The organism is Malaciobacter sp. (assembly GCF_055140965.1).
In genome coordinates this window covers 1-13,350 of record NZ_JBSRRO010000010.1, presented here as the reverse complement: position 1 = coordinate 13,350, position 13,350 = coordinate 1, and the positions used below count along the sequence as shown (strand labels likewise).

The following is a 13,350-nucleotide window of genomic DNA, read 5'->3' as shown; positions in this document are numbered from 1 at the left end:
GATAAAATGCGTCTTCATTTAAAATTATATAAGATAAAAATTGTATGGAGAAATACTAAAACTTAAGGACAGAATATGAATGTAATTACTGGAAAAGTATGGAATTTTGGAGCAAATATAGATACTGATATTATTATTGCTGCTAGATATTTAAATAGTTCAGAACCTGAACATTTGGCAAAATATGTAATGGAAGACGCAGATCCAGATTTTCCTAAGAAGCTACAAAAAGGTGATATTATTGTTGCTGGTGAAAATTTTGGTTGTGGTTCTAGTAGAGAACATGCTCCAATTGCCTTAAAAGCTGCTGGAGTTGCTGCTGTGGTAGCCCCATCATTTGCTAGAATTTTTTATAGAAATGCTTTTAATATGGGATTACCAATTTTTGAACTACCAGAAGCTTTAGAAATAAAAGAGAATGATGAAATTTCTATTGATCTTGATAATGGAAAAATTATTAATAACACAACTAATAAATCATATGAATTTATTCCTATCCCTGAGTTTATGCAAGAGTTAATTTCAGTTGGTGGACTAATAAACTATGCAAAAGAAGAAATAAAGAAGGAAAATAATGAAAAACTATAATATTTCAATTATTAAAGGTGATGGAATTGGTCCTGAGATTGTTGATGAGGCAATTAAAGTACTAGATGCTGTTTCTTACTCTTGTGGATTTTCTTTAGAGTATAAAGAGTATTTAATGGGTGGAATTGCTATTGATATGACAGGTGTTCCACTTCCTGATGAAACGGTACAAGGTGTTTTAAACTCTGATGCTTGTTTATTTGGTTCAATTGGTGGAGAAAAATGGGATACACTTCCAAGAGAACTTAGACCTGAAACTGGACTTTTAAAGTTTAGAGAAGCTATGGGTGTATATGCAAATTTACGACCTGCACTTATTTATGATGAATTAGTAAATGCTTCAACACTTAAGCCTGAAGTTATTGAAGGTGTTGATATTATGGTTGTGCGTGAGCTTATTGGTGGAATATATTTTGGACAACCAAGAGAAAATGATGGTTTTAAAGCATTTAATACTATGGTTTATACAAAACCTGAAATTGAAAGAATTGGTAAAAAAGCTTTTGAGCTTGCAATGAAAAGAGATAAAAGAGTTTGTTCTGTTGATAAAGCAAATGTTCTTGAAGTTTCTCAATTATGGAGAGACACAATGGAAGAGTTATCAAAAGATTATCCAGAAGTTGAATTATCTCATATGTATGTAGATAATGCAGCTATGCAACTTGTTAGAAATCCAAAGCAGTTTGATGTTATTGTAACAGGAAATATTTTTGGAGATATATTATCAGATACAGCTTCAATGGTAGTTGGTTCAATTGGATTATTGCCAAGTGCTAGTACTGGTGATAAAACAGCAGTTTATGAGCCAATTCATGGTAGTGCACCTGATATTGCTGGACAAGGAATTGCAAACCCTATTGCTACAATTGAAAGTGCTGGAATGATGCTTAGATACTCTTTAGGTGAAGATGAAGCAGCAAATAAAATTGATTCAGCTATTAAAAAAGCACTTAAAGATGGTTATAGAACAAAAGATTTAGCAGCATATGATGCAAAAGAGATTGTTACAACAGCAGAAATGGGTGATATTATAGCAAATAATATAAATAAATAAGAGACTTTCTCTTATTTATAAAAAAACTCTTTTATAAATATTTAATTTCAGATTTTTTGATTTTTTGTTCAAATAATTTATTCTTTTGATATAAATTTAGATAAAATCTTTAAAAGGTAATTAAAAATGGAAAGTATTATTGCTTTAGAAGAACTCATTAAAGATAATGAAACAAAAATTGCTTTACAAGAAAAACAGATTAAAAATCATGAAACTGGTGTATATAGACTCTCTCGTATGGGTTTAGCCTCGGCTGAAAATTCACTTGAATTAGCAACACAACTTGTAGAAAAATATAAAAAAATGTTAGAACAACTTCAATCAATTGAAGGAGAAGCTTTAAGAGAAAAAGAGCAACTTGTGATTTTAGCAGAGAGAAAAAAATATTTTGATGCGCAACCTTCTAGAATAAAACTAAATAAAGAAGAAAGTAGTGATAAAAAACTAGAAGTTTTAAGAATTTTAGATGAATTACCTGAGGGCATTCAGTTTGAAGATAAAGAGTTACTTGAAATGGCTGAGAAATCTTTGGAGTTAAATCTTTCTGATTTAGATGAGTTTCATGCTAAATTAGAAGATATCAAAAGTGAGTTTAAAGCTATTAAAGAACAAATTGAAGATGAAAACTTACAAGAGTTTCAAACAATAGATTTTTTAATTCCTCTTGTTGTACTTCATTTTTATGTTTTAAAATCAAATATACAAGATCATATAAAAAGTATCAATGAAAAAGCTTCTCAAAAACAAAAAGATTTAGAAGAAGAAAAAAATGAACAAATAAAAAAAATTGAAGAATCTTATAAAGAACAAGAAGAACTTTTACAAGCTAAACAAACAGATAAAAATACAAAAAAACAAGAACTCCTTGATATTCAATCAACAATGAAAACTTTAAGTAACAAACTTTTAAAAACAAAAAATATTAAAATAGAAAAAGCAATTGAAAAAAGATTTCCAGGATTTCCAAAATATGAAGATTGGTGGATAAGAGAGTTATGGTCAAGTCATCAAGCATACTTTGCACTGTATAGATGGAAAAAAATAATAAATCAGCTATGTGTAACAACAGAGCAGAAAAAAGCTTGGTCTATTATTTTTGATAGATGGGTTTTTATTAAAAAACTTTTAAATGATAAGGGAAAACTTGCATATCACTATCACTTTGCATTTGATTCTTTATTAAGTACTTATGCAGAATTAGAAGAAGAACTAATAGTAAAAAATATTGAATCAATGGAGACTATAATAAATAAAATCACTGCAAAAGAAGATTTTACAAAAAATGTAAGTTTTCATAAAGTGATTACTTCATATTTACAATTTAAAACAGAAAAAATAAATAAAAGTTCAAAACAAAAAGAAGAAGATGTCTTATTTTAATTGATATTTATACCAATAGTTCAAATTTATTTTTTTTATGTTAAAATTTATAAAAATATTTTTATATAGGAAAATTATGTCTGATAAAAAGTATAGACTTGTAACTAGAAGCGATATGGATGGTCTTGTTTGTGGAACACTACTAAAGTACTTAGGAATCATTGATGAAATTACTTTTGTTCATCCAAAAGATATGCAAGATGGCAAGATAGAAATTACATCAAGTGATATTACAACAAATTTACCTTATGTTGATGGTGTGTATTTAGCATTTGATCATCATTTTAGTGAAACACTTAGAAATGAGAAAAAAGATAATCATATTATTGATGCAGATGCACCAAGTGCGGCAGAAGTTGTATATAGATATTATGGTGCAGATGAAAAGTTTCCTTCAAAATTTAAACCAATGATGGATGCAGCCAATAAAGCTGATAGTGCATCTTTTACAAAAGAAGATATATTAAATCCAAAAGGTTGGGAGTTATTAAGTTTTTTAATGGATAGCAGAACAGGTCTTGGGAGATTTAGAGATTTTACTGTTGCAAACTATCAACTAATGATGGATTTGATTGATTATTGCAAAGATCATGATATTGATGATATTTTGGCATTATCTGATGTAAAAGAGAGAATTGATTTATATTTTAAGTATGAGGAACAGTTTAAAGAACAACTAAAAAGATGTACAACAGTTCACAAAAATCTTATAATAGTTGATTATAGAGGCGAAGAGATAATATATCCAGGAAATAGATTTATGATATATGCAATGTATCCAGAAGCAAATATTTCTATTCATGCTGTTTGGGGTAAAGATAAACAAAATGTTGTTTATAGTACTGGAAAATCAATTATTAATAAAACATCAAATACAAATATTGGTGAACTTATGCTTAAGTATAATGGCGGAGGTCATAAAGCTGCTGGTGGTTGTCAAATTGAGCATGAAAATGCCAATAAAGTATTAGATGAGTTAATTACTCAAATTAATATAGATGGTTAAAACTTAATAAATAGACAAAATGTCTATTTATTAGTTTCACTTTCACTATCTAGTAAATCATCATGCTCTTCCATATCCCACGGAAGTGTTGCTGGTGTTGTGTGAATAAATCTTAGGTATTTTTCAAACTGTGTTAATATATCATTTATTATAGTATGCTCTTCATATCCATATAAATCATAATGTAAACCACCTCTTTTTAAAAATGCTTCTGCATTATAATAGTGAGTTTGTTCTTCTTCCATTTTATCAAGAGTTAAATATGCAAAATCTGGTAGATCATACTCTCTTAATCTAACTTCATAATTAAAGTTAACATGTTCATCTTTGTAAATAGAAATGATAGCTCTTACATACTCTTCATCATACTCTATCTCACAATTCCAATTAGAATCTTTTAACTCTTTTTTGATTTTTTTCATGCTGTTATAAACATCATTTTTTATAAAATGCTCAACTACATCTTTTTTAGGAAAATTAATTAACTCTTTTAATCTACCTTTCCAAAATTCGTCATTATCTACACTTGGATGTTGAAAATTCATATTTACAGTGTGTTGTAAACTATCTTCTCTATGATCTTCAATAATCAAAGCTCTCCACATACCAATACCTGCTATTATCATTATAATAGCAAAGGGCAGGGCACTTACAATGGAAGCTGTTTGTAAAGCTCCTAAACCACCTGCTATTAAAAGTACAGAGGCTACAACACCTTCTAATATAACCCAAAATGAACGCTGCCATGCAGGTGTATGAATTGCTCCACCTGAAGCTAAAGAGTCTATTACTAGTGAACCTGAATCTGATGAAGTTACAAAAAAAGTAATAATTAAAAAAACAGTTATAAAAGATATTACTTCTGTAAAAGGTAATCTTTCAAAAAGTTTAAATAGTGCTATTGCTTTATCATTTTGAACTTCTGTAATTAATGAATCATAACCTTGTACCATTACCATATGAAGTGCAGTATCACCAAATATTGAAAACCATAGAAATGTAAAAATCGTAGGTACTAACATAACACCTACAACAAATTGTCTAATTGTTCTACCCTTACTAATTTTAGCAATAAAAAGTCCAACAAAAGGTGCCCATGCAATAGTCCAGCCAAAAATAAATAGTGTCCAGTTTCCAATCCAATCATTTGAAGTATATGCTTGAAGACTAAAAGTTCTTTCAACAATATTACTTAAATAACTACCTGTATTTTCCAAGAAAGTATTTAAAATAAAAATAGTTGGACCTACAGTAAATACAAATATCATAAGAGCAACTGCAAGTAATATATTTATTATTGATAATCTTTTTACACCTTTATCCATTCCTGCAAGTACAGAAAATAGTGCTAGTGCTGTTATTAAAGCAATAATAGTAACTTGTACAGTTGTACTTACTTCAATACTAGGCCATAAGTAGTTTAGCCCTGCATTTATTTGTGATACAGATAAACCCAAAGTCGTTGCAATACCAAATAGTGTTCCTAAAATAGCAAAGGTATCAACTGTATGACCAGCAGGTCCATGAATTTTATCTCCAATTAGTGGATAAAGTGTTGATCTCATTGATAATGGTAAACCATGTCTAAAAGCAAAATATGCAAGTGTTAGACCAACTAATCCATAAATAGCCCAAATATGAAATCCCCAGTGAAAATAAGCAATTTGCATTGCTTGTTTTGCAGCTTCAATTGTCAATGCTTCACCAGAAGGAGGCGCAGCATAATGAAGTATAGGTTCAGCAACACCAAAAAATAACAATGCAATACCATATCCAGCTGAAAAAAGCATAGCAAACCAAGATGAAAAACTATATTCAGGTTCTGAGTGATCAGGTCCTAATTTTATATGTCCCCAAGGTGAAATTGCAATTGATACTATAAATATCAAAAATAGTGCCACTGCAAGCATATAAAACCAACCAAAATCATTGGTAATATACTCAAGTGTTGAAGAGAAAACTTCTCCCATTAATTTTGGATTGCTTATTGTTCCTACTACTAATAATAGTATTACTATAACAGCAGGAATAAAAACAGGAACCAAAATTGTTGAGTTAGAATTTTTAAGTTTTTCTAACATTTTTATCCTTTATTAAAAGTTGTAATATAAATAATATCAAAATAGAAATTAAGTTTATAATTTATTTTTTAAATTCATATAAAACTCTTCAAATGAGGGCAAAACTAAGCTTGGTTCTCTTTGCTTTTTCCCCCACATAGGTTCAGGAAAATAAGAGTCTTGTTTAAATCTTGCCATAATATGAAAATGCACATGAGGTACATAGTTTCCAAATGAAGCAATATTTATCTTTTCAGGATTAAAATACTCAATCATCTCTTTTTCTATAATATCAAGTTTACTCCAAATCTCATTTTTAACATTTTGAGGACAATGACAAAACTCTTTATAATTCTCTTTAGTAAAAATTTTAAGCCAAGGTATTTCACTTTTTTCTACATCTATATATATTAAATCATTCTCATAAATATAATTCATGTTTTATCCTTGTTTTTTTATCATTTTATCAAAAATATACTAAATCAAGTTAAAAAACCTTTTTATATACACAATTCAACATACTTTAAGTAAACATTAAATATAATCCAATTCCATTTTTCAGCCAAAGAGGAATTTTTTATAAAATATTTGTGTTTTATAAAGAGTTGGGCAGAATCAGAAAAAAGCAAATTTCCTTATATCAAGGTTGTTTTAGCTTGGCTTACATTTTTGATAAAAGATTTTATGCTTTTTTCAAGTGTAATTCTTCCCTGTTGAAAAGTGGTAAATAACACAAAAAGAGGACCAGCTTATGAAAGTAAGAGCTTCAGTTAAAAAAATGTGTGATAAATGTAAAGTTATCAAGAGAAAAGGGATCGTAAGAGTAATTTGCGATAACAAAAAACACAAACAAAGACAAGGATAAAAAGACATGGCTAGAATTGCAGGTGTTGATTTACCAAATAAAAAAAGAATGGAGTATGCTTTAACATACATTTTCGGTATTGGTTTACATAACTCTAGATTAATCTTAGACGCTGTTGGAATTGATTACAACAAAAGAGCTCACGAGCTAACAGAAGATGAAGCAGCAGCTATTAGACAAGAGATCCAAAAAAACTACATGGTTGAGGGTGATCTTAGAAAAAAAGTTGCTATGGATATCAAATCATTAATGGATTTAGGTTCATATAGAGGTTTAAGACATAGAAAAGGTTTACCTTGTAGAGGGCAAAAGACAAAAACTAATGCTAGAACAAGAAAAGGTAAAAAGAGAACTGTTGGTGCAGCAGCGAAATAAGGATAACTGATGGCAAAAAGAAAAGTAACTAGAAAAAAAATAGTAAAAAAGAATATTGCTGACGGAATTGTTCACATTGCAGCAACATTCAATAATACAATGGTAACAGTAACTGACAACGCAGGTAATGCTATTGCATGGTCAAGTTCTGGAAACCTAGGTTTCAAAGGTAGTAAAAAATCTACTCCATTTGCTGCTCAACAAGCAGTAGAAGATGCGATGAAAAAAGCTATGGAACACGGTATTAAAAATGTAGGAATCAAAATCCAAGGACCAGGTTCTGGAAGAGATACTGCAGTTAAATCTGTTGGTTCTATGGAAGGTATCAGAGTTACATGGTTAAAGGATGTTACACCACTACCACACAATGGTTGTAGACCTCCTAAGAGAAGAAGAGTGTAAGGAGTAGGTAATGGCAAGATATAGAGGACCAGTAGAAAAAATTGAAAGAAGACTAGATGCAGACCTTGGATTAAAAGGTGAGAGAAGACTTAATGGAAAGTCTGCATTAGAAAAAAGACCATACGCTCCAGGACAACATGGACAAAGAAGAACTAAAATCTCTGAGTATGGTTTACAATTAAGAGAAAAGCAAAAAGCTAAATATCTTTATGGAGTATCTGAAAAACAATTTAGAAAATACTTCAAAGAAGCTGCAAGAAGAGATGGAAATACAGGGGAAAACCTTATTACATTAATTGAGCAAAGATTAGATAATGTTGTTTATAGAATGGGATTTGCTACAACTAGAGCAAATGCTAGACAATTCACAACTCATGGACATGTTTTAGTAGATGGAAAAAAATTAGATATTCCTTCTTATATCGTAAAACCTGGACAAAAAATTGAAATTAGAGAAAAATCTAAAACTAACCCACAAATCGTGAGAGCTTTAGAGTTAACAAACCAAACTGGTATGGTTGACTGGGTAGATGTAGATAAAGATAAAGTATTTGGTATTTTTACAAGAATTCCTACAAGAGAAGAAGTAGTTATTCCTGTTGAAGAAAGATTAATTGTAGAGTTATATTCTAAATAATAAGTAAGGTAGCATATGAAAAAGTTTGCAGACGCACCGTTTTTACCGACAGAAGTTGAAATAGAAGCTATCAGTGAAACTGAAGCTAAAATATCAGCATATCCATTTGAGAGTGGTTTTGCAATTACTTTAGCTCACCCTTTAAGAAGACTTCTATTAAGTAGCTCAATTGGATACGCTCCAATTGCAGTTAAAATAGAAGGTGCTAATCATGAGTTTGATTCATTAAGAGGTATGCTTGAAGATATAGCTATTTTTATTATTAATCTTAAAAATATTAAGTTTAAAATCAATAGTGATGAAGAGCAGGTTATTGCTGAATACTCTTTTGATGGACCAAGAGAGATAAAAGGAGCTGACTTAACTAATGCAGATGTTGAAGTTGTTAGTCCTGAAGCACACCTAGCTACAATTAATAGTGATTGTAATTTAACTTTCTCAATTATTATTCAAAAAGGTATTGGTTATATGCCTTCTGAAGATATTAGAGATATAGTTGGACCTGATTACATTCCTATTGATGCATTCTTCACACCAGTAAAAAAAGTTGTTTATGATATTGAAAAAATGTTAGTTGAAGATAATCCAAATTTTGAAAAAGCTGTATTTACAGTACAGACAAATGGTCAAATTACACCAATTACTGCTTTTAAAGAAGCAATATCTGTAATGTATTCTCAAATGTCAGTATTCAATAAAGTATTTGATTTATCTGAAGTAACAGTTAATGATTCTGGTGAAGAACCAGTAGAATTAAAAGATTTGATTGTAAAAATCGATGATTTGAATTTAAGTGCTAGAAGTTTTAACTCTTTAGATAGAGCAGGGTTAAAATATTTAGGTGAATTAGTACTTATGAGTGAAGTAGAAGTTAAAAATATCAAGAACCTAGGAAAGAAATCTTTTGATGAAATTTCTGATAAGTTAGAAAGCTTAGGTTTCCCTATTGATAATACACTTCCAGAAAATATTGCGTCGGCTTTGAGAAGAAAGCTTGAACAATTAAAAGTATAGTAGTAAAGGTTTAATATGAGACATAAGCATGGTTATAGAAAGCTAAATAGAACATCTTCTCATAGAAAAGCATTGTTAAAAAATATGGCAATTGCTTTAATTACAAGAGAAAAAGTTGAAACAACTGTTCCAAAAGCAAAAGAATTAAGAAGATATATTGAGAAATTAGTTACTGTATCAAAAAATGCAGACTTAAATACTCACAGACAAGTATTCGCTTCATTACAAGATAAAGAAGCAACTAAAAAATTAATTAATGAAATAGCTCCACAGTATGAAACAAGAAATGGTGGATATACTTCAATTGTTAAAACAAGAATTAGAAGAGGTGATGCTACACAAATGGCATTCATCTCATTTGTTAAGTAATTATTAACAAACTTTCACAAAAGGGATAGAAGCTTTGCTTCTGTCCCTTTTTTTTATTCCTCAAAAAATAATTTTTTCAACTCCTATTTGCTTTACTAGATTTTAATCATTTTTTATATATAATGTGGCGTAATACTATATTTGTAAACAAATTTTAGGAGCAATAATTGATAACTCTAAAAGAAGCACTACAACTTAGTAGTGAGGAAATAAAAGATTTAAGAAAAGATTTAAATGAAAAGATAAAACAAAGTAACATAGGGGCTTATGTAGAACAATTAACTAATAGTGATATTTCTATTTGTGGTGAGGGAATACCTATAGCTATTAAAGATAATATTAATGTAAAAGATTGGGAAATTACTTGCTCTAGTAATATTTTAAAAAATTATATATCGCCATACAATGCAACTGTAATTGATAATCTTATTAAAGCTAATTTAAGTCCATTTGGAAGAACTAATATGGATGAGTTTGCTATGGGAAGTTCAACTGAGTCTTCATGTTATGGAAAAACTTTAAATCCTATTGATAATAATAAAGTTCCAGGGGGAAGTTCTGGTGGTTCTGCTGCTGCTGTTGCTGGTGGAATTGCAATTGCTGCGTTAGGTACTGACACAGGTGGAAGTATTAGACAACCTGCTGCTTATTGTGGTTGTGTTGGTATGAAGCCAACTTATGGAAGAGTTTCAAGATATGGAATTACTGCTTATTCATCTTCATTAGATCAATGTGGTCCAATAACTCAAAATGTTGAAGATGCAGCAATATTATATGATATTATTTCTGGAAATGACCCAATGGATTCAACTTCTGCAAATATTGAATATCCAAAAGTTAGCCAAAGTTTAAATAGTGATAAAAAACTTACAATTGCAGTTATTGAAAACTTTATTGAACAAGCAAGTGATGAAGTAAAAAAAGGTTTTAATAAAGCAGTTGATGCATTAAAAGAGGCTGGTCATACAATTGTTTATAAAAATATGGTAGATACTTCAAAGATTCTATCTTCGTACTATATTGTAGCAACTGCGGAAGCTAGTGCGAATTTAAGTAGATTTGATGGTGTAAGATATGGAAATAGAAAAGGTGATGCAGGTCTAAAAGATATGTATACACAAACAAAATCTCAAGGTTTTGGACATGAGGTACAAAAAAGAATTTTATTAGGTTCTTTTGTTTTAAGTTCTGGATACTATGATGCGTATTATATCAAAGCTCAAAAGGTAAGACATCTTATAAAAGATGAATATGAAACAATTTTTAAAGAAGCAGATTTAATACTTTCTCCAGTATCTCCAACTACAGCTGTAGAGTTTGGAAGTTTTAAAACTTCACTTGATATGTATTTAAGTGATATATATACAATCTCTGTAAACTTAGCGGGACTTCCTGCAATATCATTGCCTGTAGATAAAGATAGTAGTGGAATGCCAGTTGGTGTTCAATTAATAGGTAAAGCATATGATGAACAAACTATGTTTGATGGTGCTTTATCTTTAGAAAAATGTGTAAATTATAAGAAATAAATATTATAAAGGGGATATTAAATGAGAATTAGAAAAAAAGCATTAACGTTTGAAGATGTACTTTTAGTACCACAAAAATCAGAAGTTTTACCTAAAGAGGTTTGTTTAGAAACAAAACTAACAAAAAATATTAGTTTAAATATCCCATTTGTTAGTGCTGCTATGGATACTGTTACAGAATATAGAGCTGCTATTGCAATGGCTAGACTTGGTGGAATAGGTATCATACATAAAAATATGGATGTTGAAACACAAGCATTACAATGTAAAAAAGTTAAAAAAAGTGAATCAGGAATGATTATTGATCCTGTAACAATTGGACCTGAACAAACACTACAAGATGCAGAAGATATAATGGCTTCATATAAAATCTCAGGTGTACCTGTTGTTGATAAAGATAATACATTATTAGGTATCTTAACAAACAGAGATATGAGATTTACTAAAGATTTTACTTTAATAGCAAAAGATAAAATGACAAAAATGCCTTTAATTACTGCAAAAGAGGGTACTACACTTGATGAAGCTGCTGATATTATGCATGCAAATAAAATAGAAAAACTTCCAATTGTTAATGCTAATAATAAACTAATTGGACTTATTACAATTAAAGATATTAATAAAAAAAGAGAATATCCAAATGCAAATAAAGATGAATTTGGAAGATTAAGAGTTGGTGCTGCAATTGGTGTAGGGCAAATGGATAGAGCAAAAGCACTTTGTGCTGCTGGTGTAGATGTTTTAGTACTTGATTCTGCTCATGGACACTCAAAAGGTATTTTAGAAACAGTAAAACAAATTAAAGCTGAACTTGATATTGAAATAATTGCAGGAAATGTTGCAACAGCAGAAGCTACAAGAGATTTGATTTTAGCTGGTGCTGATGCTGTAAAAGTTGGAATTGGACCTGGTTCTATTTGTACAACTAGAATAGTAGCTGGTGTTGGTGTACCACAAATTTCTGCAATTGATGAGTGTGCTGCTGAGGGTGCTAAACATGGAGTTCCAGTTATTGCTGATGGTGGAATTAAATATTCAGGTGATGTAGCAAAAGCTTTAGCAGTTGGAGCTAGTTCTTGTATGATGGGAAGTGCTTTAGCTGGTACTGATGAAAGCCCTGGTGAAGTTGTACTTTTCCAAGGAAGAAAGTTCAAAACATACAGAGGTATGGGAAGTATTGGAGCTATGGCTAAAGGAAGTAATGATAGATATTTCCAAGAAGGAACAGCTACAGATAAACTTGTACCTGAAGGAATTGAAGGAAGAGTTGCTTATAGAGGAAGTATCTCAGATATTATTCACCAAATGGTAGGTGGACTAAGAGCTTCTATGGGATATTTAGGAAGTGAAAGTATTCCTGTATTTCAAAAGAAAGCTGAGTTTGTAGAAATTACAACAGCAGGACTTAAAGAGTCTCATGTTCATGATGTGACTATTACAAATGAAGCGCCTAACTACCACGTATAAAAGTGATGTTATAAACATCATCTTTTAAACTTATTCTGCGTTGAAGATTGATTTTTTATTCTCATGTACTATGTGTACACTCCGAGAAAAAATCAATCTTCGCCTTGACTAAATTCAAAATCTAATATTTCTAATATCACTTTTTGATTTCATTGACTTTTCTAAAACTTTTATAATATTATTTTAAAAACCCAAGACGAATTGCAATATCTTAACAATTAAATCATTTAAAAAATTATATCAAATATATAAGTTAGGATAAAATTATTATATATTGTAATATTTTATTAAAATCATCGTATTTACGGAATTTTGTTTAACTCAATATCATACATTAAAAATGTATTACTATTAAGTAATTTTATGGATAATTAATATATAATATATTATTAATGAATGGTTATACGAGTTGCCACCTTAAATTTTGACGAAATTTATTTAACTAAATGGGCAGAGAAAATATTAAATGGTACTAAAAAATGCAAAGGTCAATATCTTACTTTCCCGCATTTGAGAAGCCAAGTGTTTATTTATTGTTTCGGAGAAGTTTTGTAACTGTTTGAGCATAATAAATATGCTGGGAGCATATTTTTATGTAAGTTTT

14 protein-coding genes are annotated in these 13,350 nt (G+C 29.8%); 12 read left to right on the top strand and 2 right to left on the bottom strand.

The annotated features are described in order from the left end of the window. Positions 1-75 precede the first annotated feature (75 nt). The 4 genes from ACTCCZ_RS04540 (at position 76) to ACTCCZ_RS04525 (ending at position 4,028) form a co-directional block, all read left to right on the top strand. Entirely contained in the window at positions 76-588 is a 513-nt protein-coding gene (locus ACTCCZ_RS04540) for a 3-isopropylmalate dehydratase small subunit (RefSeq protein WP_079577247.1), read from the top strand. Next, positions 575-1,642 (top strand): 3-isopropylmalate dehydrogenase, encoded by a 1,068-nt coding sequence (gene leuB, locus ACTCCZ_RS04535; protein WP_079577248.1) that lies wholly within the window; start codon positions 575-577, stop codon positions 1,640-1,642. The genes ACTCCZ_RS04540 and leuB overlap by 14 nt, the downstream gene beginning before the upstream one ends. 126 nt (positions 1,643-1,768) lie before the next feature. Then, the gene (locus ACTCCZ_RS04530) at positions 1,769-3,022 is read left to right on the top strand and encodes a coiled-coil domain-containing protein (protein WP_079577249.1); all 1,254 of its coding nucleotides are present in this window, start codon (positions 1,769-1,771) and stop codon (positions 3,020-3,022) included. Between the two features lie 76 nt (positions 3,023-3,098). Then, positions 3,099-4,028 carry a DHH family phosphoesterase gene (locus tag ACTCCZ_RS04525; RefSeq protein ID WP_079577250.1) on the top strand — a complete coding sequence of 310 codons (930 nt, stop codon included), beginning with the start codon at positions 3,099-3,101 and terminating at the stop codon, positions 4,026-4,028. A gap of 23 nt (positions 4,029-4,051) precedes the next feature. Here ACTCCZ_RS04525 and ACTCCZ_RS04520 read toward each other — a convergent pair whose 3' ends face one another. Continuing rightward, a complete protein-coding gene (locus tag ACTCCZ_RS04520; protein WP_079577251.1) occupies positions 4,052-6,109 on the bottom strand; it encodes a BCCT family transporter in 2,058 nt (685 codons plus the stop codon). A gap of 54 nt (positions 6,110-6,163) precedes the next feature. Continuing rightward, positions 6,164-6,526 (bottom strand): HIT family protein, encoded by a 363-nt coding sequence (locus ACTCCZ_RS04515; RefSeq protein WP_079577252.1) that lies wholly within the window; start codon positions 6,524-6,526, stop codon positions 6,164-6,166. Positions 6,527-6,839: 313 nt separating this feature from the next. On the opposite strand from ACTCCZ_RS04515, the gene rpmJ reads away from it, so the two are divergent. From rpmJ to guaB, 8 genes are all read left to right on the top strand, one after another. Further along, the gene (gene rpmJ / locus ACTCCZ_RS04510) at positions 6,840-6,953 is read left to right on the top strand and encodes a 50S ribosomal protein L36 (protein WP_079577253.1); all 114 of its coding nucleotides are present in this window, start codon (positions 6,840-6,842) and stop codon (positions 6,951-6,953) included. A gap of 6 nt (positions 6,954-6,959) precedes the next feature. Further along, complete coding sequence (gene rpsM / locus ACTCCZ_RS04505) at positions 6,960-7,328, top strand: 30S ribosomal protein S13 (protein WP_079577254.1); 369 nt, start codon at positions 6,960-6,962, stop codon at positions 7,326-7,328. 9 nt (positions 7,329-7,337) lie between these two features. After that, positions 7,338-7,730: a 30S ribosomal protein S11 gene (gene rpsK / locus ACTCCZ_RS04500; protein WP_079577255.1), complete on the top strand. Its 393-nt coding sequence runs from the start codon at positions 7,338-7,340 to the stop codon at positions 7,728-7,730. Positions 7,731-7,740: 10 nt separating this feature from the next. After that, the gene (gene rpsD, locus ACTCCZ_RS04495; protein ID WP_079577256.1) at positions 7,741-8,367 is read left to right on the top strand and encodes a 30S ribosomal protein S4; all 627 of its coding nucleotides are present in this window, start codon (positions 7,741-7,743) and stop codon (positions 8,365-8,367) included. A 15-nt stretch (positions 8,368-8,382) separates the two neighbouring features. Continuing rightward, positions 8,383-9,381 carry a DNA-directed RNA polymerase subunit alpha gene (locus tag ACTCCZ_RS04490; RefSeq protein ID WP_079577257.1) on the top strand — a complete coding sequence of 333 codons (999 nt, stop codon included), beginning with the start codon at positions 8,383-8,385 and terminating at the stop codon, positions 9,379-9,381. Positions 9,382-9,396: 15 nt separating this feature from the next. Further along, positions 9,397-9,750 (top strand): 50S ribosomal protein L17, encoded by a 354-nt coding sequence (rplQ, locus tag ACTCCZ_RS04485; RefSeq protein WP_079577258.1) that lies wholly within the window; start codon positions 9,397-9,399, stop codon positions 9,748-9,750. 167 nt (positions 9,751-9,917) lie between these two features. Then, complete coding sequence (gatA, locus tag ACTCCZ_RS04480; RefSeq protein ID WP_079577259.1) at positions 9,918-11,279, top strand: Asp-tRNA(Asn)/Glu-tRNA(Gln) amidotransferase subunit GatA; 1,362 nt, start codon at positions 9,918-9,920, stop codon at positions 11,277-11,279. A gap of 21 nt (positions 11,280-11,300) precedes the next feature. After that, positions 11,301-12,746: an IMP dehydrogenase gene (gene guaB / locus ACTCCZ_RS04475; RefSeq protein ID WP_079577260.1), complete on the top strand. Its 1,446-nt coding sequence runs from the start codon at positions 11,301-11,303 to the stop codon at positions 12,744-12,746. Positions 12,747-13,350 lie beyond the last annotated feature (604 nt).